Source organism: Clostridium sp. AF02-29, assembly GCF_934835585.1.
In the GTDB taxonomy this organism is placed as follows: Bacteria; Bacillota; Clostridia; order Lachnospirales; family Lachnospiraceae; genus Otoolea; species Otoolea fessa.
The window spans coordinates 1-23,707 of sequence record NZ_CAKVZK010000004.1; the positions used below are offsets into that span (position 1 = coordinate 1).

The 23,707-nt window shown below is 50.3% G+C and carries 26 protein-coding genes and 1 riboswitch; of the genes, 2 read left to right on the plus strand and 24 right to left on the minus strand.

The features are described 5' to 3' along the window. Positions 1–291: 291 nt before the first annotated feature. Complete coding sequence (locus PUQ60_RS01815; RefSeq protein WP_107000973.1) at positions 292–957, plus strand: phosphatase PAP2 family protein; 666 nt, start codon at positions 292–294, stop codon at positions 955–957. A 266-nt stretch (positions 958–1,223) separates the two neighbouring features. Here PUQ60_RS01815 and PUQ60_RS01820 read toward each other — a convergent pair whose 3' ends face one another. The 14 genes from PUQ60_RS01820 to PUQ60_RS01885 all read right to left on the minus strand — a co-directional run bounded on the left by PUQ60_RS01820 (position 1,224) and on the right by PUQ60_RS01885 (position 13,247). Continuing rightward, entirely contained in the window at positions 1,224–2,243 is a 1,020-nt protein-coding gene (locus PUQ60_RS01820; RefSeq protein ID WP_107000480.1) for a glycosyltransferase family 2 protein, read from the minus strand. Positions 2,244–2,257: 14 nt separating this feature from the next. After that, positions 2,258–2,851 carry a hypothetical protein gene (locus PUQ60_RS01825; protein WP_022359370.1) on the minus strand — a complete coding sequence of 198 codons (594 nt, stop codon included), beginning with the start codon at positions 2,849–2,851 and terminating at the stop codon, positions 2,258–2,260. A 171-nt stretch (positions 2,852–3,022) separates the two neighbouring features. Further along, positions 3,023–4,303 carry a D-alanyl-D-alanine carboxypeptidase family protein gene (locus tag PUQ60_RS01830; RefSeq protein ID WP_273381078.1) on the minus strand — a complete coding sequence of 427 codons (1,281 nt, stop codon included), beginning with the start codon at positions 4,301–4,303 and terminating at the stop codon, positions 3,023–3,025. Positions 4,304–4,372: 69 nt separating this feature from the next. Next, a complete protein-coding gene (locus PUQ60_RS01835) occupies positions 4,373–6,445 on the minus strand; it encodes an aminopeptidase (protein ID WP_273381076.1) in 2,073 nt (690 codons plus the stop codon). Positions 6,446–6,572: 127 nt separating this feature from the next. Beyond that, positions 6,573–6,899 (minus strand): hypothetical protein, encoded by a 327-nt coding sequence (locus PUQ60_RS01840; RefSeq protein ID WP_107000483.1) that lies wholly within the window; start codon positions 6,897–6,899, stop codon positions 6,573–6,575. Then, positions 6,880–7,347, minus strand: coding sequence for a VanZ family protein (locus tag PUQ60_RS01845; RefSeq protein WP_118538196.1), 468 nt, complete (start codon positions 7,345–7,347; stop codon positions 6,880–6,882). The genes PUQ60_RS01840 and PUQ60_RS01845 overlap by 20 nt, the downstream gene beginning before the upstream one ends. A 106-nt stretch (positions 7,348–7,453) precedes the next feature. Further along, positions 7,454–7,603 carry a hypothetical protein gene (locus PUQ60_RS01850; RefSeq protein ID WP_022359365.1) on the minus strand — a complete coding sequence of 50 codons (150 nt, stop codon included), beginning with the start codon at positions 7,601–7,603 and terminating at the stop codon, positions 7,454–7,456. 74 nt (positions 7,604–7,677) lie between these two features. After that, on the minus strand, positions 7,678–8,352 hold the full coding sequence (gene pyrE, locus PUQ60_RS01855) for an orotate phosphoribosyltransferase (RefSeq protein WP_107000484.1): 675 nt from the start codon (positions 8,350–8,352) through the stop codon (positions 7,678–7,680). 14 nt (positions 8,353–8,366) lie between these two features. Beyond that, positions 8,367–9,272 carry a dihydroorotate dehydrogenase gene (locus PUQ60_RS01860; RefSeq protein ID WP_273381072.1) on the minus strand — a complete coding sequence of 302 codons (906 nt, stop codon included), beginning with the start codon at positions 9,270–9,272 and terminating at the stop codon, positions 8,367–8,369. Beyond that, positions 9,269–10,033 carry a dihydroorotate dehydrogenase electron transfer subunit gene (locus tag PUQ60_RS01865; RefSeq protein ID WP_273381070.1) on the minus strand — a complete coding sequence of 255 codons (765 nt, stop codon included), beginning with the start codon at positions 10,031–10,033 and terminating at the stop codon, positions 9,269–9,271. Before PUQ60_RS01865 ends, PUQ60_RS01860 begins: the two co-directional genes overlap by 4 nt. Positions 10,034–10,043: 10 nt before the next feature. Beyond that, positions 10,044–10,961 (minus strand): orotidine-5'-phosphate decarboxylase, encoded by a 918-nt coding sequence (pyrF, locus tag PUQ60_RS01870; protein ID WP_022359361.1) that lies wholly within the window; start codon positions 10,959–10,961, stop codon positions 10,044–10,046. 276 nt (positions 10,962–11,237) lie between these two features. Further along, on the minus strand, positions 11,238–12,002 hold the full coding sequence (locus PUQ60_RS01875; protein WP_333489839.1) for a nitroreductase family protein: 765 nt from the start codon (positions 12,000–12,002) through the stop codon (positions 11,238–11,240). Positions 12,003–12,192: 190 nt separating this feature from the next. Continuing rightward, a complete protein-coding gene (locus tag PUQ60_RS01880; RefSeq protein ID WP_022359359.1) occupies positions 12,193–12,885 on the minus strand; it encodes an LrgB family protein in 693 nt (230 codons plus the stop codon). Further along, positions 12,882–13,247, minus strand: a complete 366-nt coding sequence (locus PUQ60_RS01885; RefSeq protein ID WP_107000488.1) for a CidA/LrgA family protein — start codon at positions 13,245–13,247, stop codon at positions 12,882–12,884. Before PUQ60_RS01885 ends, PUQ60_RS01880 begins: the two co-directional genes overlap by 4 nt. Positions 13,248–13,527: 280 nt before the next feature. On the opposite strand from PUQ60_RS01885, the gene PUQ60_RS01890 reads away from it, so the two are divergent. Next, positions 13,528–14,409 (plus strand): GNAT family N-acetyltransferase, encoded by an 882-nt coding sequence (locus PUQ60_RS01890; RefSeq protein WP_273381463.1) that lies wholly within the window; start codon positions 13,528–13,530, stop codon positions 14,407–14,409. A 105-nt stretch (positions 14,410–14,514) separates the two neighbouring features. Here the strand turns inward: PUQ60_RS01890 and PUQ60_RS01895 are convergent, their stop codons facing one another. From PUQ60_RS01895 to PUQ60_RS01940, 10 genes are all read right to left on the minus strand, one after another. Next, complete coding sequence (locus PUQ60_RS01895) at positions 14,515–15,228, minus strand: GTP pyrophosphokinase family protein (RefSeq protein WP_107000490.1); 714 nt, start codon at positions 15,226–15,228, stop codon at positions 14,515–14,517. A gap of 32 nt (positions 15,229–15,260) precedes the next feature. Beyond that, a complete protein-coding gene (locus PUQ60_RS01900; RefSeq protein ID WP_273400840.1) occupies positions 15,261–16,088 on the minus strand; it encodes an Mrp/NBP35 family ATP-binding protein in 828 nt (275 codons plus the stop codon). A gap of 310 nt (positions 16,089–16,398) precedes the next feature. Continuing rightward, positions 16,399–16,983: a biotin transporter BioY gene (locus tag PUQ60_RS01905; protein ID WP_022359354.1), complete on the minus strand. Its 585-nt coding sequence runs from the start codon at positions 16,981–16,983 to the stop codon at positions 16,399–16,401. Positions 16,984–17,110: 127 nt separating this feature from the next. Continuing rightward, the gene (locus tag PUQ60_RS01910; RefSeq protein WP_022359353.1) at positions 17,111–17,674 is read right to left on the minus strand and encodes a folate family ECF transporter S component; all 564 of its coding nucleotides are present in this window, start codon (positions 17,672–17,674) and stop codon (positions 17,111–17,113) included. 63 nt (positions 17,675–17,737) lie between these two features. Beyond that, a riboswitch (THF riboswitch) is annotated at positions 17,738–17,842 on the minus strand. Between the two features lie 261 nt (positions 17,843–18,103). Continuing rightward, positions 18,104–18,538, minus strand: a complete 435-nt coding sequence (locus tag PUQ60_RS01915; RefSeq protein ID WP_022359352.1) for an acyl-CoA thioesterase — start codon at positions 18,536–18,538, stop codon at positions 18,104–18,106. Positions 18,539–18,666: 128 nt separating this feature from the next. Continuing rightward, positions 18,667–18,942 carry an HPr family phosphocarrier protein gene (locus PUQ60_RS01920; RefSeq protein ID WP_022359351.1) on the minus strand — a complete coding sequence of 92 codons (276 nt, stop codon included), beginning with the start codon at positions 18,940–18,942 and terminating at the stop codon, positions 18,667–18,669. Positions 18,943–19,015: 73 nt separating this feature from the next. After that, positions 19,016–21,493 carry a homocysteine S-methyltransferase family protein gene (locus PUQ60_RS01925; protein WP_273380065.1) on the minus strand — a complete coding sequence of 826 codons (2,478 nt, stop codon included), beginning with the start codon at positions 21,491–21,493 and terminating at the stop codon, positions 19,016–19,018. 31 nt (positions 21,494–21,524) lie between these two features. Then, positions 21,525–22,178: a vitamin B12 dependent-methionine synthase activation domain-containing protein gene (locus PUQ60_RS01930; RefSeq protein ID WP_273380066.1), complete on the minus strand. Its 654-nt coding sequence runs from the start codon at positions 22,176–22,178 to the stop codon at positions 21,525–21,527. Further along, entirely contained in the window at positions 22,178–23,038 is an 861-nt protein-coding gene (gene metF, locus PUQ60_RS01935) for a methylenetetrahydrofolate reductase [NAD(P)H] (RefSeq protein ID WP_022359348.1), read from the minus strand. The genes PUQ60_RS01930 and metF overlap by 1 nt, the downstream gene beginning before the upstream one ends. Before the next feature lie 166 nt (positions 23,039–23,204). Further along, positions 23,205–23,675 (minus strand): hypothetical protein, encoded by a 471-nt coding sequence (locus PUQ60_RS01940; protein WP_118293476.1) that lies wholly within the window; start codon positions 23,673–23,675, stop codon positions 23,205–23,207. Positions 23,676–23,707 lie beyond the last annotated feature (32 nt).

The window sequence follows — 23,707 nt, forward strand, 5'->3', positions numbered from 1 at the left end:
CTAGAGCACGCGGTTCATACCCGCGGTGTCGAGGGTTCGAATCCCCCTCTCGCTATTGATGAAGCAGCTTGCAGTTGAGCAAGCTGTTTTTATTTTACTTAAAGTCCCTGTCCATCCATAAAATTTTTGTTTAACAAATTTCACATTCCATAACCTTTTTCTTAATATTTATAACAATCCCTATTTAGCCTTGAAGTTGGCGGGTGAGTGTGCTATAATCAGACGAACCTGGAGAGATGTTAAAATAATGTTAATTTATTTATGATAAAAAGAAAATCGAGGTTGATTGATATGAAACATTTTCTGAAGGAACTCCTGAAGAAATACGGGCATATATGGATTCTGGGATACGGATTTATCTATCTTCCGTGGTTTATGCATCTGGAAAAAACCGTGACTTCCAATTACCATATCATGCACTCATCGCTGGATGATATGATTCCGTTTAATGAATACTTCGTCATCCCATATTTACTGTGGTTCGCCTATGTGACCGCTGCGATTGCATACCTGTTCTTCAAGAATAAAGAAGAATATTACCGGTTATGTGCATTTTTATTTACCGGCATGACGCTGTCACTCTTAATCTGCACCCTGTTCCCGAATGGAACTGACCTGCGGACCGCCGTAAACCCGGACAAGAACCTCTGTTCCCGTCTGGTCTATATGCTCCACCAGGCTGACACGAACACGAATGTATTTCCAAGCATCCACGTGTACAATTCCATCGGAACCCACATCGCGGTCATGAAGAGTGAGTCTCTGAAAAAGCACAAAGTAATCCGGATTCTTTCCGGTATCCTGATGGTCGCTATCTGCATGGCAACTGTCTCGCTGAAGCAGCACTCGGTTCTGGACGTCGCAGGCGCGATTCTTTTAAGCGCAGCTATCTATCCGTTAGTATATGCGGGAAGCACGCAGGAAGAGACAGAGAACGAACCAGAATATATTCGCTAAAGGATTTCTCAAGACAAGTAAACATAAGCTGGCGCCAAAGTATGACAGGTGCCAGCTTTTTATCTGCGATAAATCCCCCTGCCGCAGCCATTACGAAAACTAGGTCTCTAACATTCATCACGTGGTAATCCCTTATCGAATCATATCTAAGTGATTGACATAGAATCAGAAAATCCGACCATCTGGAAACAATCCATTTTCCAGACGTCGGATTTTTAATTTGCATTTTTGACAGATTTGATTTTCTTTTCTAATCCGCCCTATTTTTAGTTAAACCCATAAAACTTCTGCGAAATCTTATAGCAGGCGATCGACACCTTCCGTCCGCCTTTTCCCGGCAGGTTTACGCCCTGTCCGAGGAAGCCCCAGCGCAGGCGCATATACAGCGTGAAATTCTGCTGTTTCAGATACTGCCACAGTTCTTTTTTCTTCTTCAGATTTTCCTCTGTCTCCGAGCGGATCGCCAGAATTGAAGTAACTGTCATCATGATCTCCAGATAGCGGACCATGTAGTGGCGCAGCTTTGGATTCTTGATCTTGGTCACATCGTAATATCCCAGCATCAGCTTCGTGACGAGTATCTGCTGATCAATACGGCTGATCATGACTTTTTCATTGACCGACTGATCGTCGCGTCCGATGAAATAGCGGTAGAAATTCACATCCAGGTAGTACATGGATTTTACGTGTGGAAGCGGCTGATATACAAAAATATTATCCACGTAGAACGTATGCTTTGGCAGTTCCAACCCGCAGTTCCGAAGCATTTCCACACGGTAAATGACTGAATGCATCAGGATATACTGTCCCAGGCGGAAGCCTCTTGCACCGTTCCAGTCGATGAGCTGACGTTTTGGGAGCGCCATGTTGTAGTTCATGACCTTTTTGTGTTTTGCGCCCTGTTTCTCATAAACGAAGTTGGTAATCAGCATATCCAGCGTCACATTGTCATGGACAAATTTGCGCAGCGTATCCAGAACCTCCATATACGCCTCTTCGTTGACCCAGTCATCGCTGTCCACGACCTTATAATAGACGCCCGTCGCATTGCGCAGTCCCGCATTGACGGCCTCGCCGTGACCACCGTTTTCCTGATGAATCGCCCGGCAAATCCCCGGATAATTTCTCTCATACTCATCGGCAATCTCCGCCGTATTATCTTTTGTGGAACCGTCATCCACGATCAGGATCTCCACCTCATCGCCGCCCGGCAGCAGGGATTCGATGCAGTTACGCATATATGCCGCCGAATTGTAGCACGGAATCGCTACCGACAACAGTTTCATTGGTTTATTTTCTCTCAAAACTCCAGTTCCTCCATCTCTTTGTTGACCCGATCCTCACAGGAGCGCATGGCGAGAATCGTCTGTTCCATCAGTTTGTCTAATTCCCAGCCAAGCTGATCAGCCCCGCGTCGGATCACGTCTCTGGAACATCCAGCCGCAAATTTCTTGTCCTTAAATTTCTTCTTAAGACTTGAAAGCTCCATGTCCTTGGTGCTCTTGGACGGGCGCATCTTCGCCGCCGCCCAGATAAGCCCTGTCAGCTCATCGGCTGCAAACAACACCTTTTCCATCTCATGTTCCGGAGCCACATCCACCCGTATGCCGTAGCCGTGGCTGACAACCGCATGGACTAAATCTTCCTCTGCGCCTCCGTCGCGCAGAAGCTCCGGTGCCCGCTCGCAGTGTTCTTCCGGATAAAGTTCAAAATCAATGTCATGCAGCAGTCCTGCCATGCCCCAGAATGCTTTTTCGTCCCCATATCCCAGCTGCTCGGCATACCACTCCATGACGCCCTCCACGGTCAGTCCATGTAAAATATGAAATGGTTCTTTATTATACTTGCGAAGGAGCGCAAGCCCCTGTTCCCTGCTCAGTGATGTCTGTTTCATCCTCCGTGCCTCTCTTTCTCTTTCCACGTTTCCGTGTCCGGATCCTTGATTCTCAGTAATTCACACTATCTATAGTTATAACAAAATTAACCAGCAAAATAAAGCAGATTTTTATAAAAGTATTGTGAACAAGTCGTTGCTGTTCACGCATACGTGCCCAGTAATAACAACTCAAACTCCCCACGTCTGCCACATTGACTGAAATTCTCTTTCAAAATAAGTTACGCATCTTCTTAAACACCACCCATAATCAATCTTCTCCACTGTTTCTGCCGCATAGATCGGATAAGCAGCCACCTGCTCGTCATTAATATAATAGGATGCCTGCCCGACCTCCTGTCCTTCATGAACCGGTGCTTCCAGCTCGGTCGGGTACTCATAACGGATGTCTGGCTTCTCGTCCGCGCGCAGAAGCATCAGAAACGTCTGTTTTTCCGATGGCAGATTCAGTGTGAGCGCCGTCGTTCCTTTCACACCCCGCCTCACCTCCACCTCCGGAAATGTTTTCTCCCGGTCAAATATATCATACCAGTTATATGTATCAAATGCATACTGATCGAGTTTCCGCATATCCGCCCATTTGTACGTCTTGTGCGGCGGCCACCCGCAGCCGAGAAGCGCCACCGTAAATGCTTTTCCCTCTTTTTTTAACGCCGCCACATAACAGTACCCGGCTTTCCCGGTAAATCCTGTCTTGCCCGACAGCACCTCCGCGCACTGGCTTAAAAGCGCGTTGTGGTTTGCCAGGTAAAATGAACGGTTTCCCGACTCATCCTGAATCGTCCGTGATGCCGTACGGGTAATTTCCAGAAATGTTTCGCGGCACGGCGACTGGAACGCGCAGTAGCGCATGATCCGCGCCATATCCGCCGCCGAAGCGCTGTGTTCGTTTCCATCCGCATCCGCAACGTCCAGACCGTTCGGTGTCACGAAACAAACATTCTTACATCCTATCTCCCACGCTTTCCGGTTCATTTTCTCCGCAAATTCTTCCACACTTCCCCCGATGTGCTCCGCCACCGCCACGGCGCTGTCGTTGTGGGATTCCAGCATCAGGGAATAGAGTAGATCCGATAGGCGGTACCGCTCCCCCGCCCGCATATTGAGCTGGACATCCGGCATGGAGGCCGCTTTCTCTGATACCTCGACCCAGTCATCGGGATTTCCCTGTTCCAGTGCGAGAATGCAGGTCAGAATCTTCGTCGTGCTTGCCATCGGATAAGCGGTATCCGCATCTTTCCCCGCCAGAATACGCCCACTGTCCGCATCCATGAGAACCCAGGCGCGGGCGTGAAGGGTCTGTTGTAGAGAAGTCTCTTTCTCTCCCAGAATCTCTTTATTTTCTATGTTTCCACGAACAAAAACCGCCCCGCCGGCCGGAACCAACTGAATCATCGCCAGTATACTTCCTGCCAGCAGAACGGCTATCCATTTTCTGATTCTATCTCCCATCCGGCTGCTCCGGAATCCCTTTTCAGGAGATTATATGAGAATAAACCTGTTTTCTATGACTTTTTCTTTCTATTTTTCCAGCGGCTCATTCAGCTTCTCCGTCCCCGGCAGCGCAAACCGTCCGCCCGCGATGATCTTTACACTCGTTCCATCTGGATGAATCGCCTCGATCGTATCCAGCTCGGAGTACGGGATTGTAATGTCCGTATGGCAGCCAAAATATGCCTCCTGCGGGTTTTCTTTGCGTTTTGCTGAAATCTCATTCTCACGCGCCACCATCTCGCGTCCATCCGGGTTGAAGACCGGGCAGTCCTCCATCCAGCTGTAGCAGGTATCGCCTACCGCAAAGTGCGGTCCCATCTTCTCGGCAATCAGAATCGGGAATTTGTCGAGAATGCCATAGCGCAGCGCTACCTCATACGCAGTTGTGTTGGTGCCAATCGCAAACTCGCCCATCGGCAGCGTCTCATGGTTTTTTAGGATCATCTGTTTCACTAACGCCTTATTTTCCTCTTCCGTCTCAAAGTTTTTGCAGGTATAGGAGACAGCGATACCATTTTCAAACCGGATTTCCAGATCTTTGAACTGAAATTCCCCGATATAGACGCTGCCGACATGCAGAAGCCCGTTTGTCCCAGCAAGCTGCGGGGAGGTAAAGACTTCTCCAACCGGAATATTTACATCCGCCACGCAGTTTTCGAAATTCGACTGTTTCGTCGGCTCAGCAAGCGTGTGAAGCTGTACGGTCAGATCGGTGCGGTTGCCGCCGCGTCCGCTGATGTGGACTTGCGATGCCTGATCCAGTTCGTTGATCATGATCTGCTGGATGTCGCGGTACAGCTCATAGTCCAGCGTATTGATGCGGATCGTCTCCTTGAAAACCGCCTCAAACTCCGCTCCGATCTCCGGAAGCGGGAATGCAATGATTGTGAAGCTCGTCTCCGTTCCCGGAATATACGCGTCCACAATCTGCATCGCCTCATTGCTGTAGGATAACAGCAGTTTCTCCTGTTTTTCACTTAAAGAAAAGGCTGCTGCTGCATTGACCGGCTCAAATCCAGCCTCGCCGAAGGTTTCCACAACTGCCGGACCGGCATATACCGACGCCAGATCCTTGTATGTCTCATATGCCACCTTCAAAATAGACAGTTTCCGCTCACGAAAGGCCTTGTCCAGGTAAACCGCATTGTCGTAGCGGTGATCATACTCGTACTGGCGGTTCGCCGGTGTGCCATAGTAACCGTTCGTGCGCGCCGCCATCCGGTTCACCGTGCCGATGGAGGCGCGGGCAATGATCGGCTCCAGACCGAGTTCGCGGAAATTTTCCACTGCCATCCGGATCATGCGCTCAAATCCGATGTGGTAACGGATCTGCACCGTTTTCTTGCCCTCATAGCTGCGTCCGGTCGCCGCAAATCCCTTACGGTAGCCTTCTGTGTAGGTATCTGCCATCCGGCGTACCGTCTCCTCCGGCAGCTCATTCATAAAACGTGCCGTCGCAAGCTCTGTCTCCGAGATATATTCGCCAAACCGGTACAGATAACGCAGATCGTTTAAATCACTGTCCATGATGATCGATTTTCCAAAATCCAGCGACGGATCCAGCGTCTCACGCACCCTCCACGGAAGCATCCTGTCACAATAATCACTGACAAAATAGTAGAGCGGCTCGCGAAGCTCCGCCACCTCCGGAGTACCGCCCTCAAACAGGTTGTAAACCTCAATAAACAGTTCCTCCAACACCGTCACATCCACCAGACGGCTCTCATAGGCGTAAACGATCGCACTGCGGATCTCCGTATAGAGAAATGACAGCCACGGACCATAGTTCTCTCCCAGCTCTTTTGCCGCATAGTCCGGGTTCGCAAAGCTCTTCCCATACGCCCCTGGAAGTATATCCGCATAAAGCGTCCGGTTAAATTCTGCTGCCTCTTTCTGGCTCATTGCCGCCAGCGTCCCATCCATCTGTTTCTGGAAGGTTTCTTCTATCAGCTCGATAAACTGGACGGTGCGCTCAAAAAATGCCCGGTATGGCTCACCAACCGTCGCTTCTTCTTTCATATGGCCGATGCGCTCCATCGCGAGTTCATGGCGCTCCGCAACCGCCTCATTTTCTTCTTTCAAAAGTTCCCAATATTTCATGTTCAGATATTTCCCTCCTTCTGCCATCGCCAAATTTCACTTTCAAACCACGCCCGCCGCAAAGGCTCTTACCGGCGTTCCATTGGTCCGGCATTCCAGGCAAGCCACGCATAAAAACCATTCATTCTTAGCCCCGGATGCCAATCAAAATCGTCACAATCCACCAGATGACCAGAAGCCCCGACAAAATCGTACCAATTTTCGCGAATATATAATTTTTTTCTTCTTCTTTAAATGATTTCCATCCGTACATCAGCGACGCCACGGAAAATAATATGCTCGAAAAGCACATCGACAGCGCGCCGACCGGCGTATTGCCCTGGCTGCGGACACTGAATGCCATCCCTGCCACGCACAGCAGCAGACCGACTCCCGCCAGTCCCAGGCAGAGATAGCCGTGTTCTGCCATCGGCTTGCGGATATAAGAAATCCGGTTATCTGTTTGACGTCCCATGCAGACACCTCCCAATTGCACGTGTAATCCACTGGCAGAGGTAGCCAGCAATTCCACCTAACGTATTTAAAAACATATCATCCACATCAAAACTTCCCACCTTGAATACGAGCTGAATCGTCTCGATGCTCAAAGTCAGAAGGAAGCTCAGAATCAACATCAGGTACCATTTTCCAAATCTCGAACTGATGATCGGCAGGAAAAATCCAAACGGCATGAAGCACACCACGTTGCCAGCCGTATTTAACAGGAACGCTTCCGTCCCCACTATATCACGATAAATATAAAACCGTTTGATTTCCTTAAATAAAACGAGATTATAGGCATACTCCACATGCGGCGCGCGCCCGAATCCGTCCGAAAAAAACATAAAATATATAAGAAGCACCAGGTATGCGACAAAGAATATCCAGCACACCTTCTGATGCGTTTTTGTCCGTTTCCACATAATTCCCCACATAAACTGCCAGAAATGAGAAAAACCGTACACCGTCCCCGGTCATACGGTTTTTCTCTTTCGACTGGGCATATCTGCCCTGTTTCAAATCCAATTTTTAGAATGTAATATCTGATTTGCGTTTCAGTAAAAACGCACCGCTGACGATCGCCATCACACCGGCTGCCAGCCCTACCGTGATGATCACACTTCCAATCACGATATTAATCACACCGGTTCCCTGCATCGTTTTGTAGATCTTTTCCATATCGATCCGCTCCTTCTTACACTCCGTCGCATGGCATTTCCCATTTCAAGCATGCCGCTCCGTGAACCAAATCTCTATTTTGCACCGTACTGCTCATAATATGCGTCGATCGCTGCTTTCAGTGTATCATCGATCACGACCTTTCCCTGGCACTCCTTGTTGTACAGGCACTCTACGACATCTGACATCGATACGATCGCTGCGGTCGGGAAGCCGTACAGTTCCTTGATCTCATCCAGCGCACACTTTTCTCCCTTGCCGCGCTCCATACGGTTTAAAGATACCATCAGGCCTTTGATCTCCACATCTGCCTGGGATTTGAGGATCGGGAAGGTCTCCTCGATGGATTTACCGGAAGTGGTTACATCCTCGATGATAACGACGCGGTCGCCATCCTTTAACTTGCTTCCCAGAAGGATGCCGGTATCGCCGTGATCCTTGACCTCTTTCCGGTTGGAGCAGTAACGTACTTCTTTGCCGTACAGCTCACTGATCGCCATCGAGGTGGCAACTGCCAGCGGGATTCCCTTATAAGCCGGTCCAAACAGGACATCGAAATCCAGACCATAGTTGTCATGAATCGCCTTGGCGTAATACTCGCCCAGACGGCGCAGCTGCGTACCGGTTACATATGCACCCGCGTTCATGAAGAACGGAGATTTACGTCCGCTCTTTAAGGTAAATTCGCCAAACTTGAGCACTTCGCTCTCTACCATGAAATTGATAAATTCCTGCTTATACTGTTCCATCATACTCTCCTATCTTACCGAACCGCACCAATCAGTTCATGTATATCTTCAATGCCATATTTTTCCATGTAGGCGTCGATGCCCTTCACGATCTCCTCCGTCGCATACGGATTATGGAAATTCGCCGTACCGACTGCCACCGCGCTTGCGCCTGCCAGAATAAATTCGATCGCATCGTCCGCATTCATGATACCGCCCATGCCGATGATCGGAAGCTTGACCGCCTGCGCCACCTGGTAAACCATGCGGACTGCCACTGGTTTCACTGCCGGGCCGGACAGACCGCCGGTACGGTTGGCTACCGCAAAGGTTCTCCGGTTGATATCGATCTTCATGCCAGTCAGTGTGTTGATCAGGGACAGCACATCCGCACCGCCTGCCTCGGCTGCCTTCGCCATCTCCGTGATGTCGGTAACATTCGGGCTGAGCTTCATGATAATCGGCTGTTTCGCATGGCGTTTTACCTCGCGGGTGATCGTCTCCACTGCTTTCGGATCCTGTCCAAATGCGATGCCGCCCTCCTTGACGTTCGGGCAGGAAATGTTGATCTCCAGCATATCGACCGGCTGGCTCGCCAGTTTTTCCACTACATCGACGTAATCTTCCGTCGTTTTTCCACATACATTGACGATAATCTTCGTATCATACTGACGTAAAAACGGGATATCCCTCGATGCAAATAAATCATACCCCGGATTCTGTAAGCCGATCGCGTTGATCATGCCGCCGTACACCTCCGCAATACGCGGGGTCGGATTGCCTGGCCACGGCACATTTGCCACACCCTTGGTCACAACCGCGCCGAGCTTGTTCAGATCAACCATCTCGCCGTACTCTGCCCCTGAACCAAAGGTTCCGGATGCCGTCATGACCGGGTTTTTAAGCTCTACACCCGCAAGATTGACTGCCATCTGTCTCATAATTCTACCTCCTCGGCTAAAAATACGGGACCATCCTTGCAGATCCGCTTGTTGTGTACATTGCTGTGGTGGTCTACATCCTTCGACTGGCAGACACATGCCAGACAGGCGCCGATTCCACATGCCATCTTCTCCTCCAGGGAAATATAGCACTTGATTCCCTTTTCTGCCGCATACTCCTTGATGGCGCGCAGCATCGGGGTTGGTCCGCAGGCGTAGATCACATCCGCCGTCAGGTTCTGCTCCCGGATCGCGTCCAGGACATTGCCCTTCGTGCCGACGCTTCCGTCCTCGGTCGCCACAAAGACTTCTCCATATGCCTCAAATTCATCCCGGAGGAAGAGATTTTCATCCCGGTATCCTAAAATGATCTGTTTTTCGCAGTTTAACTGTTTCGCCATCTCAAGCATCGGCGGAACACCGATACCGCCGCCGATCAGAAATACATTTTCGCCCTCCTGCGGGAAACCATTTCCCAGAGGTCCCATGATGTCGATCGGGTCTCCGGAAACATATTTGGAAAATTCATCCGTTCCTTTACCGGAAATCCGGTATACGATCCGCAGGCGTCCTTCATCCGGATCTGCCTCGCAGATACTGATCGGGCGCGGAAGAAGTCTGGAACCGTCCTGGCTGTAGACCGAGATAAACTGTCCCGGTCTTGCCTCGTCCGCTATGTCCGTCACGATCCACATACTGAAAATGCCAGGTGCCAGTTCTTCCTGACTATATACAACTGCTGTCTCTTTCTTCTGTGCCATGAGCTCCTCCTTACAGTACACGTCCGATGTCCGCAATCATATCGATGACAGCCTGTCTCGATGCGTCCGCAAAATGCTCCGGACCGAATTTGGCGTATGCGTCTTTCTTGTATGCCGCGATGATACCGCGGGAAGAATTGACGATCGCGCCCAGTCCATCCTCGTTGAAGCAGTATTTTAAGTCTTCTGCCGTACCGCCCTGTGCGCCATAACCCGGAACCAGAAAGTAAGTCTTCGGCATCAGCTTACGCAGAATCTTGCTCATCTCCGGGTAAGTTGCGCCCACAACTGCGCCTACATTACTGTAGTCGCCATCCATGGAAGCCTCCCCCCACTCAACGACCTTCTCCGCTACCAGCTCATAAAGCGGGCGACCGTCCACCAGACGATCCTGGAACTCGCCGCTGGATGGGTTAGAAGTCTTTACCAGTACAAAGATACCGCGGTCGGATGCGTTGCACTCGTCCACAAATGGTTTCACGCCGTCGGTTCCCAGATACGGATTGACCGTCACATACTCGGTATTGAACGCGGAACAGGTCGTATTTCCAACCTTCACGCTGCCGAGATGACCGGTTGCGTAGGCAGCCGATGTGGAACCGATGTCGCCGCGCTTGATGTCTCCAATGACAATTAAGCCCTTCTGCTGGCAGTATTTGACAGTCCGGTCATACGCTTTCAGGCCTTCGATGCCAAACTGCTCATACATCGCAATCTGCGGTTTGACCGCCGGAATCAGATCAGCCGTCGCATCCACGATCGCACAGTTAAACTGCCAGATCGCCTCTGCCGCTCCTTCCAGGGTCTCTCCGAACTCCGCAAATGCTTTTTCCTTCACGTGCTCCGGAATATATCCAAGCATCGGATCCAGTCCTACACAGATCGGTGCCTTTGTCTTCTGAATCTTCTCAATCAATTTACTAACCATCACGTTCTCCTCCAGAGTATCTCTCATAAATAATCAACTTATTTTATCATAAGTAGAGGGCGCTTTCAAGGGCACGGAGCAAGGAAAAAAGGGTTTTTGCTTATGCCCTTTTGATTGCCCCGAAAGAAGCGCGCCAGCTGTCACGGCATCGGACGGCTGGCGCGCTTTTTTCTTGAGTGTATCGTTTCTTTGAATAATTGGTTTTAAAATTGTAAAATTAGTTTTTCTTGCTTAAATATAAACTATTTCAACATTTAATACAATGAATCAATGCATCTAATGCAGCGTCAACGTCGCCACATAATCTCCATTTTTGTAACTTTTAGCCGCAAAATGTTCCTCCGTCTCCGTCTGAAGTTCCATCCATAGTTCTTCGGCGGCGAGCATAATGTGGGAGAGCATGATGCCGATGCTGAATTCGCGCATCGCATGGAAGCTCTTGCCCGGAAAGCGGGTTTTTAGGGCGAACACATAGATTCGGTCGGAATAGACGATGAAGCGCCACGGCTGGGTGTTCATCGCGGACGGTGCGAGACGCGCCGCACGGAGAATCGTCTTCATCTGCTCTCCGGCTTCTTCCTTGAAAATACAGAGTTCATTGAGCGGGAGGCGCTTTGCCAGCGGGCTTTCACGGTAGAGCTTGCCCTCCGGGTAGCCGAATGCGACCATCATCAGGCAACGTTTGCCGCCGCGCACCTTCTGCGCCGGCTGCACGCTGCCCAAATAGCAGGTTCCAAGCCCTTTTGCCGTCATATAGAGCACCATCTGCTCCATCAGATAACCGGCATTGCGCTCGCAGCCTTCCTCCTGGTCCGAATAGATCGCCAGATAGTAGGGAGCATCCACCTTCCAGAGTCCGTGGACATCGGCTTTTTTCTTTGTATTGTCGAATATCACTGCCTCAACCCGGATCCGGTCATTTAACCGGGAGGTCTTATCAAAATAGGACAGGATCTGCCCACGCAGCTTCTCCGTGACCTCCCGATCGGTGTATTTTCGAACTGAATGGCGACATCCTATCGCCTCATACAAATTCATCATACCTGCTCCCCTCCTATCTTTTTGCTACCGTTATCATGCGCATGACCCGCAGTATCTTTTTCTCTGCCTCTCTACGTACATTCCAATTTCGTAACTGTTCAGTACCTTCACAGTCACACGCAAAAATCCATTAAAAATTCAGTACCTTCACAGTCACACGCAGCAAATTCCGACCGTTTCAGCACCACCTTTAAATCAGTCCCGACATCAGTGGTACTACCACTACGGTCAAAAGACCGGCGACCGCAATTGACAAGCTGCTCATCGCACCCTCGATCTCGCCTAATTCCAGCGCCTTTGCCGTTCCAATCGCATGGGCTGCCGTTCCAAGTGCCAGACCTTTCGCGATGGGCTCTTCAATTTTAAATATCTGAAACAGCCAGTCGGCTATAATATTTCCCAAAATTCCTGTAATTATAATGCTGATAACCGTCAGCGTCACGATACCTCCCGCTTCCTCGCTGACGCCCATGCCAATCGCCGTCGTAATGGACTTTGGAAGCAATGTCACATAGTGCGTATGCTCCAGTCGAAAGAAACGGCACATCACATAGATACTGCCGACACTTCCCGCTACCCCTGCCACGATTGCAGAAGCAACCGCAATCAGGTGCTGGCGCAAAAGCTCCAGCTGCTTATACAGCGGAATCGCCAGACAGACCGTTGCCGGTGTCAGGAAATAGCTCAGATACACCGCACCGCGGTTATACTCCTTATATTCTATATGAAAAACAGATAAAAATGCAATCACAACTATAATTGCAACCAGCAGCGGATTTAAAATTGCCCAGCCGGTCTTCTTTTTCAGCCAAACGCCCAACATATACGCGCCGACGCTGACCAGCATTCCAAAATAAAGAGAAGAATGAATCAGTCCATTCATGCTTTCGCGCCTCCTTTATTCTTTCTGCGGATGATGCTCTGCGCCACGCACCCGGTCGCAACCATAACAAATACCGTCGAAATCACAGTAATCACTGTCAGCGGCACCAGGATGGACTCCGCCTCCTGCACGCTGTCAAGCAGACCCACACCTGCCGGTATAAACATAATCGGCATCGTATCCAGGAAGAAATCTCCCACTTCCGCCACATCTTCTGTATGTAATGCTCCTGTGCAAAGCAGAAGCAGAAGAATGAACAATCCATATACGCCGGACGGAACCGGAAACGGAAGCAGATAGTTCAAAAACTCTCCCAGCATTGTGATGCCAAAAATAATTGTCACTTCTTTCAAGTACTTCATGATGTCTTCACCTTTCGTATTAATGCCTCTATTCTATCACTCTCAAATTTATAGGACAATATGAAAATTAGCATAAATTCTGTCAATTTCCTTGAATTTTTTGCGTCTTTTTTATACGATACAGGTAAGCTTTTCCGATTCGTAAAATCCAGATATTTTCGATCCAAAAAACGTGAAGCTTTTATCCGCAAATACGTTTATCTCTATGAAAGACTTATCTTCTCAGCTGCTTTTTGTGGCTGGTACACTTTGTATCGCAAGAAAGGAAGGATTAGAAGTTATGAATTTAATTCAGACAAACTCACTATCTGCCAGACAGGCAGAACAGATCCTGGCACTGTTGAATGAATGCCAGAAGACGCAGCCGATCCACATTTCTTTTCCATTTGAAGACGGAAATTGTTTCCTGCTTCTTCTGGATGAATCAGAAACACTTGCAGCCGTCATGGGAATGATCCTTCCACCGGATGGCTCTTCGGACGAGGAACCTGTCGAATGCATCGCCTTCACCCATCCATCCCTGCGCCGACGCGGATATTTTTCCGCACTCTTAGAAAAAGCCTGCGACATCTCCGGTGAGCACGATATTCTATTTCCGGTTGACCCGGAATCCACTGATACGGCTGCCACGATGAAAGCCATTCACGCTGACCGCGTCGATCAGGAATATCAGATGAAATGGGACTTTGACCCGGCGACCGATCGCTTTGACTCTCCCATGATTGAAAAACGCCCGCTTACCTTTACCTGCACTTCTGCACCGGAAGGCGACGTCAACGAAAGTGTTGATCCCGACAGTTGCTGGGACTGCTTCCACAGCGCCGATGATCCAGATCCGGCCGTTACAATTCTGACCTATGAATTTTTAGAGACTCCGCCGGATCCGATGTGCTCTCCGGCTGCCGTGTGCATGGCGCGTATGCAGCCCGTCCCGGACGTTCCCGGCACATTTCATACCTGTTTCTATGGTTTCCGGGTCCATGACCTCTGCCGCGGGCTGGGAATCGGTGAAGCTGCTTTCTATCTGGTCTTAAACGATCTGATCGCGCGCGGCTGCACCCGAATTGTTCTTCACGTCAGCAGTGACAATTATCCGGCACTCTCGATCTATAAAAAAGCAGGATTCCGAATTACCGAAACCCTGTCCTATTTTATGTATTAAAGGTAACTGTTCAGCAGGTCTGCGCATTTACTGCGCTGACCGTACGAAAACATGAGCCAGCAGGCAAAAATCCCCTGATACATAGGCTATTCGTTTACATCACAACTATTCTTCCTGCGTCGGATGTTTTTCCTCAATCTTCTGACGGATGCTTAACATCTTGCAATCCGTCTCCGCGATGACATCCGCACACTTTTTCAGCTCCGCACCGATCTCTGCGGCTTCCTGGGCATCCAGCTGCTTTTTATACTTGAGCTGGTGATCCAGACTCGCCCAGAAATCCATGGCGATCGTGCGGATCTGGACTTCCACACGGATATTTTTCTTACTGCTTGAAAAGAATACCGGTACTTCCACGATCATGTGGTAGCTGCGGTAGCCGTTTTCCTTCGGCGCCTTGATATAATCCTTGATCGCAATGATGGTCACATCATCCTGGCGTTCCAGCATCCGGCTGATCTCGTAAATATCGTCCACAAACGAACATATCACACGGACACCCGCTATATCATCCAGGTTGGACTCCATCGATTCGATCGAAAGCGGAAGTCCGCGCCGCTGCAGTTTTTCTACAATACTCTTCGGCTTCTTCACTCTCGCCTTGATCATCTCGATCGGGTTTCTTGCATTCCGCATGGAAAGCTCATCGTTGAGCACTTCCAGCTTCGTCTTAAACTCTCGAATCGCGCAGCTGTACTGCATCATCGCTTCCTGAAACTGCCTTGCCGTCTCCCGGAATGTCTCAGGAATCTCAAATACCTGAGGCGTATTGACCGCGAAATGGCTCAGCTCGCTGTTAGGATTCTGAGCAATATTCATTTGTATTCTTCCACCTCTTCTATATAATTCTTTTATGCCTTCTCAACTGCGTCAGCCGCCGCATCCAGCCATGGGGATTCCACATACTCAACCAGCCCCTCGTCCACCTTGGACGCAATCGACGGATCGATCGGAATCTTCGCAAGCACCGGAATCTCATACTCGTCTGCCGTCTCCTCGATATGGCTTTCACCGAACACAGAAATCTTCTTTCCGCAGTCCGGACATTCCAGATAACTCATGTTTTCAACCAGTCCCAGAATCGGAATATCCATCTTCTTCGCCATGTTGACCGCTTTTGCCACGATCATCGAAACCAGCTCCTGCGGGGAAGTCACAATGATAATACCTGCCAGCGGCAGGGACTGAAATACAGTCAGCGGCACATCGCCGGTTCCCGGAGGCATATCGACAAACATATAATCAATGTCCTTCCAGAGTGCCTCGCTCCAGAACTGCTTAATCACGCCGCCCACAACCGGTCCACGCCAAATTACCGGATCCGTCTCATGCTCCAGAATCAGGTTCGAAGAAAGGATCTCTATCCCCGTCGAGGTCGTGCGCGGCAGCATCAGCTGATCCCCTGTCACACCTACCATGCCGTGAATGCCAAATGCCTTCGGGATCGACGGTCCGGTAATATCTGCATCGAGAATGCCAACGCGGTTGTTTCTCGCACGCATCTTACATGCCATCAGGGATGTCACCAGGGATTTTCCGACGCCGCCCTTGCCGCTGACTACACCAATTACTTTTTTAACTGAACTCTGCGGATTTAACGGCACCCGGAAACTCTCCATCGTCCGGCTGGCACACGTTTCGCCGCAGCTTGAACAATTATGACTGCAATTCTCACTCATACATACTTCTCCTTTTTATCAGGTTGGATTCTGACAGTTCGCTGGTTTTCGTTTTTGCATCCTCTCAGACGGTTTCCAAAACCAAAACCTGTAACGCTCAAACCTTCCCCTGTCGTAATCTCCGTACATCTTATCATATTTTCTGCAAAAATGATAGAGGCAAACACAACTGGCAGCGTTACAAAAGAATGTGCCGTTACTGGGCACGTATGCGTGAACAGTAACGTTTTCTATGAGACAAAAACAGACAGCCCGTTTGCTACACCGCATTCAGACTGTCTGTCTTTTTTTATATCCTATTCGTTTCTCTCTACAGATACGCCTGTACCATCGGGCGCAGCCGTCTTGCCATGATCGCCGCCAGAATGCAGAGAATATAATCCGCCGGCATCTCCGGCAGGCAGTAAACCAGCACAATCGCTTTCCAGCCGATCGGCTGCAGGGTTACGAGATGGGTAATCAGATAGAAATAAACCATTCCCATTCCATAATATACCACATATCCAGCCGTCGCCGCCGTCATCAGCGCTCCCATTTTCCAGGAATTCAAACATTCACAGACCTTTCCCATGACCCACGCCGCAAGGAGAAATCCCAGCAGAAAACCAAAGGTCGGGCGCAGCAGATACGCCGGACCGCCGCCGCGTGCAAAGATCGGGACGCCCGCAAGTCCAATCAGCAAATAGACACCCACACTGGTAAATGCCCGTCTAGAGCCCAGCAGAAATGCTGCCAGCATCACGAAAAACCACTGCAAGGTGAAGTTCATGGTATCTGCGCCGGTCGGAATGACAACCTTGATAAATGCCCCCACGGCGACCAGCGCCGCAAACAAACCGCAAAGCGCCACATCCTTCGAATGTTCCCGGCTCCGCGAAACTGCTTTTTCTCTCATCTGTTTTCCTCCATCATGCATGATGCATTTTTTCATAAACGGTTCCTTTCATGGCATGCAGCCACCGTGCCCGCAGACTTTCGCTGTCCATGTATGTTTCCTTTTGCTCAAAACGAATCCTCCAGCATCACTCCGCCTGGAATTTACGGATCATCCGCACAAGCCCAAGACTCTCCATCCGTTTTGCAATCAGATAAAAGAGTGCTGCATCCACCGGCCACTTGATGAGATTCTTAAGCACACGCATCGGCAGAAGCACCATCATTGCTTTTCCAGACATCATGCTAAGCCAGAGTGTGTTCAAAAATATGTTGCAGATCAGCGCCACCACCAGATCCGCCCAGAGCGCCCGGCGGAAGGTAAGCGGTTTCCGATACAGAATTGTGCCATACAGCACGCCGCCCAGCATCGCATTCAGCGTAAATCCTGGAAAAAATGCCCCCGTCGGCTTTACGACATATTTGACCAGGTCCAGGACTCCGCCATAGACCGCTCCAGCCACCGGACCGAAGAGGTAGTAGACAAACTGGTTGACCACACCGCCGAATCCGATTTTCAAATACGGACCAGCCTCAATCGTGAAGTATCCCAGAACAACGGAGACAGCCATCAGCATGGCGGCAGTCGTGAGTGTTTTCACGTGTTTCAGTTCCTGAAAGGATGCCTGATAACATACTGCAAATTTTTTCATAAAAAAATACCTCCTTTTCTGCAGATCTCTCGAACCACATCAGGAGATAGATTGTATCAACGATGCAGCGGGATGCGGAATACTGACCGCGAAACCCCGGAGGGTCTCTTCGTCCGGCTGACAACTCCCTGTTCAACCGGCACTTAACGCCTGTATTCCTACTCTGCGTTTCTTTTTTTATCTTTTACATCATACCACAATTTTCCCGCTTTTCAAGCACTTTATAAACGCATCTGTCATTTCCGCACCAGGACGTTACTGTTCACGCATACGTGCCCAGTAACGGAATTTGCCGTGGCTTCGCATTTAAATACGGCAAATTCCTGCTGCCACCACGTTTTCTTACGGCACTTTCGGTTCCAAAAGTGCCTACCCGTGAACAGTTACACCAAGACTCCTCTGGCAGTCCATGTTCGAACCAGTCAGCATTTACTCTTCTTTTTGGCTCTGTTCGCTGTATTCCCTAAACGCACGATCCATCTCGATATAGTTGCGTTTCAGGGAAACCGGCTTTCCGTCGCGGGTCAGGAAACAATGGCGGCTCTCGCCCACGCAGCGGATTGCGCCCGTTTCCTTGTCAAGAACCGTGTATTCCAGCGTCATGCGGATGCCGTTGTACTCCTTCATCTGAACCAGCACCTGCACCGTCTCGCCAAACCGCGCCATGCTCTTATAATCGCAGTGAACCGACAGCACCGGGCTTATGATCCCCTGTTTTTCCATGATGTCATATCCCATTCCCATCTGCTCCATCATGTCGATCCGCGCTTCCTCAAACCAGTGTAGGTAATTTGCATGATGAATGATTCCCATCTGGTCGGTTTCATAATACTGCGCTTTGTGCTCGTAAATTTTCAGTTCCATAAAAACCCCTCTTTTCCATCTAAAAAGGGATACCTGCACAACTGCAATTTCTGCGGTTCTGCGATATCCCCCTCTGGTTCTGATATGTGTGTCACCGTCCGCACACTGTGCAGGCAATGGCTGATACCTTACTGTTCCAGTTCTTCTCCGAGTCCGCTCTCGATCGCCTCGGTAATCGTCTTCAGCGCTTCTTCCTCATCCGGTCCGTCGCAGGCAACCGTGATCTCGGTGCCGCACTTGATACCCGCTGCCATCACGTTCAGCACGCTCTTTGCCACAATATGTTTCTCCCCGCACTCAATTAGAGTCCGGCTCTTAAATTTCATCGCGGTCTGCGAAAGCACGCCAGCCGGCCGCAGGTGAAGTCCCGATGGATTAACCACTTTCACTTTCTTCGATACCATAGCTGTCCCTCCCTCGTCCATTCTTAGTTTTAATTACCCTAATTTTAGTCTAAGTAAGGCAGACTGTCAAGCGTTAGACCAGCACCTGCTGCGCATAATTAACAGACGCCATCGCATCGCGGCAATACGCATCTGCTCCGATCATATCCGCGTATTCCTGGGTCAGAACCGCGCCGCCGACCATGACTTTCGCCCACGGTGCTTCCTTGCGGAGCTGCTTGATCGTCTCCTCCATGCTCGGCACGGTGGTCGTCATCAGGGCGGACAGACCGACCAGTCTTACATGGTTCTTGATCGTCTCTTCCACGATCGACTCCGGAGCTACGTCCTTACCTAAATCCAGCACATCATAGCTGTAATTCTCCAATAATACTTTTACGATATTTTTTCCAATGTCATGAATATCGCCCTTGACGGTCGCCAGCACGATCTTGTCCTTCTTCTCTCCTGCTTCCCCGGAGGACTCCATCTGGTTTTTGATGACCTCAAACGCCGATTTTGCCGCCTCCGCACTCATCAGAAGCTGCGGCAGAAAGACGGTGCCTGCCTCAAAACCCTTTCCGACCTTATCGAGTGCCGGGATCATGCAGGAATTGATGACGGTCAGGGAATCCATGGTCTTTAAGAGTTCCCCGGCTGCCGATGCCGCCTGCTCTTTTAAACCTCTCTCCACACTGACCGTAAGCTGATGCTCCGGACCGGATGCCTGGCTGCCAGTGTCCGCACTGCCGGAAGCTCCAGCTGCACCTGCCGCCGGGGCACCCGAACCTGCGCTGCCTGCTGCACCTGCGCCGGAAGCTCCGCCCACACCTGCCTTTGGAATCGCCAGCCGCGCTGCCTGCTCAATATAATCGCCGCAGTGTTCATCCAGTGCTGCCAGAGCCCGGTAACTATAATAAGAACGCATCATTGCCGCCGAATTTGGATTGATGATCGCCGCGGTCAGACCGCTCTGCATCGCCATCGTAAAGAAATTGGAGTTGACAATCTCACGCTGCGGTAATCCGAAGGAAATATTGGAAACACCGAGAATCGTATTGCAGCCAAGTTCCTGGCGGACACGGCGCACCGTCTCCAGTGTCACCAGCGCGCCGGTCGGCTCGGAGCTGATCGTCATACAGAGCGCATCGATCACGATGTCTTTTTTCTGGATGCCATACTTTTCCGCCTCCGCACAGATTTTCCGCGCAATCGCCATACGTCCGTCCGCCGTCGCCGGAATGCCTTCCTCGTCGATCGTCAGCGCAACCACCGTGCCGCCGTAATGTTTTACCAGCGGAAATACAGCGTCCATGACCTCCTGTTTGCCATTGACAGAGTTAATCAGTGCCTTTCCATTGTAAATACGCAGCGCCTGTTCCATCGCCTCTGTGTCAGTCGTATCAATCTGCAGCGGAAGCTCGGTCACCGCCTGCAATTCCTGTACGACCTCGCGCATCATCGCCACTTCATCGATCTCCGGCAGTCCCACGTTGACGTCAAGCACTGCAGCGCCATTTTCCTGCTGGGTGATCGCCTCGCGCAGGATATATTCCAGGTTGTGATCGCGCAGCGCCTGTTTGAATTTTGATTTTCCGGTCGGATTGATGCGCTCGCCAATAATGACCGGATCGGTTCCCATCTCAACTACCGACGCGTAGGAAGTGATGAGAGTGTCATTTTTCGGCTCGATCGGCTTTCTCGTTCTGCCCTTACACATCTCTGCCAGCAGACGGATGTGCTCCGGGGTCGTACCACAGCAGCCCCCGACTGCCGAAACGCCCATCTCCAGCATTCCTTTCATTTCCTCGACAAATTCTGGCGGATCAATATCATATACGGTCTTTCCTCCCTCGCTTCGCGGAAGTCCCGCATTTGGATTGACAACCACCGGGATCGACGCATACCGAAGGAGTTCTTCCACAATCGGCTTCATCTGAACCGGACCTAATCCACAATTGATTCCGAGCGCATCCACGCCCAGACCTTCCAAAAGTGCCACAACGGACTTCGGTGTTCCGCCGGTTAAAAGTTTGCCTTTTCCATCGAAAATTGTGGTTGCAAAGATTGGAAGATCGGAATTTTCCTTTGCCGCCAGAACCGCTGCCTTGAGTTCATACGTGTCGCTCATCGTCTCGATCAGAATCAGATCCGCGCCACCGCGCACGCCTGCCTTTACCACCTCGGTATAGATGGAGACCGCCTCCTCAAAGTCCAGATCGCCCATTGGCTTTAAAAGGCGTCCGGTCGGTCCCAGATCCAGCGCTACATAACCACGGCCGCAGTGTTCTACCGCTGTCCGGGCATTTTTCATCGCCGCATCCACGATCTCATCCAGATTAAACTCGGCTGTCTCATTGTATTTCAGGCGGTTCGCGCCGAATGTATTCGATAAAATAATATTTGCGCCCGCGTTCAGATAATCCTCATGGATCTTTACCAGAACCTCCGGATGCTTGATATTCCAGGTTTCCGGCAGTTCGCCCGGTTTCAGCCCGGCTCCCTGCAAAAGACTTCCCATTCCTCCGTCAAATATCAGTATTTTATCGTTCCAATCTTCCCGTATACCCATGTCAGCTTCCTCTCTGTTTTTGGTTTCTTACTTATTTATCTCTCCGGTACAGGCAGTTTTTGTTTGAACAGACCTCACAGCCCTCTCTCACACAGCCCGCCGCTATCTTCGATACTCCGATGACCGCCGTCACCGACTTAGACGGCATCATCAAAAAACTTTCCGTCAATGTGATCCCCACCGTCTTTTCCGCTTCCAGTACCCGGCAGAAATCCGGCTGGCACGAAAGCGGCAGATCTCCATAACCTGGCGAAAAGCGGGGACGCAGATAGAGTCCTTCTTCTGCTGCCTCCGCTTTTAATTTGTCATTGATTTCATTGCAGTAACTCTCAATCCGTGCCGCCGCGCACGCCTGCAGGACAACCGCCCGGCTCATCGAAAGACGGCTGTATCGGCGCAGAAGCAGATCCACACCAGCACCCAGCGTCGCCGCAAAAAGGATGACCTCCTGGCAGTCCTTTAAATTGCGGCTGAGCGCCCGGCTTTTTACTTTAAAACACGTAAAATCAAGTTCTGAATCTGGCAGCAGCGTCAGCGGATATCGTCTGTAAAAGCTCCGGCAGTTGACGGACCGCTCTAATTCTTCCAGACAGTCCTCCACCAGAGCTTTCGTCTGCAGATCCGGCTCCTGCTGCCCTTTAATTCCTAAATACCGATATATTTCTCTTCGATTGACTTCCGCCATTACAGAATCTCCGACAGGTTGTTCTTAATCTGCGCCGCTACATCCGGTTTATTCATCGAATATACATGGATTCCATTTACATGGTTCGCAATCAGATCGATGATCTGCTCAGTTGCATAGGCGATACCTGCCTGCTTCATCGCTGCCGGGTTATCACCAAAACGATCTACGATCGCCTTGAAGCGTGCCGGAAGGTAGGTGCCGGACATGCTGCAGATGCGCTTGATCTGACTTATGTTTGTCACCGGCATGATGCCTGCGACAACCGGAACCGTGATTCCTTTTTCTCGGATACGGTACAGGTAATTATAAAGGATATTATTGTCAAAGAACATCTGGGTCGTCACAAAATCACAGCCCGCTTCCACTTTTTCTTTCAGATGCCCGATATCCACCGTCTTGTTGACCGATTCCACATGTCCCTCCGGATAGCAGGCTGCGCCGATGCACAGATCCGGGCAGGTCTCACGGATCTCGCGGATCAGCTGGGATGCATACTGATAATCTTTTTCTACCTTGCCGTCTTTCGGAATATCGCCGCGAAGTGCCAGGACATTCTCAATTCCGTGTGCCTGAATCTCGCGCAGGACACTGTGCACCTTCTCACGGGTCGAGGAGACACAGGTCAGATGTGACAGCGCCGGCACCTGGCAGGTGCTCTGGATATCCGATGCGATCTGGACCGTATACTGGCTTGTGCCGCCGCCTGCTCCGTAGGTCACGCTCATAAATGACGGATTTAACTTTGCAATCTCAAGCGCCGCTTTCTCAACGGAAGCGAAGTTGCTCTCCTCCTTCGGCGGGAACACTTCAAACGAAAGCGTCGGCTGTCCTTTGGCTAAAATATCCTTAATCTTCATCGTATTTATCTCCTGTTCTCATCATTTCGTCCGGTTCCGCCCCGGACCTCTATTGCCTATGTATTCTATATGATTTTTGCCCAGTATACCATATTTTCCCAATGAACGCCAGACTTCCGGCAGCTATCTTCTGGATTGATTTTCTATACCTTGTCATAGGTAAAATCTATAGGAACCAAATAAAATACATAAACATACGATACAGATAATTAATTCCAGACAAAGCAAACAAAATCAGTAAAATCACCAGCACAAGGCTCATTTTCCCCTTCTTTTTCTGATTTTTCCCTTGCTGCACCGCGCTTCGTCTCTGCGTTGTCTGATACGACATACTGTTCTGGTTCTGTGTCCGGACAGATGCCTGTCTGCCTGCGCCTGCTGCTTTCTGCGTCTGGGAATATGCCTTCGCCCGGTCCGCAAGCGTGCGGATGGCATCTGTGCCTGCCCTTGCACTCGTTTCCCACGAGGCAGATCCCGCATTGTGGTACTCACAGTCCGTCTCATGCGCCGGGTGGCGCTCATTCAGATAATAAGTTGCATTGACATAGTTAGGATTCCGGATCCACTGTTTACAAAAAGAACAATAATGACCATACTTGATCGGATGGTCGCAAATCGGACAAATTCGTCTCTGCATGAAATACCTCCCCTCGGATCGAACATACTTTT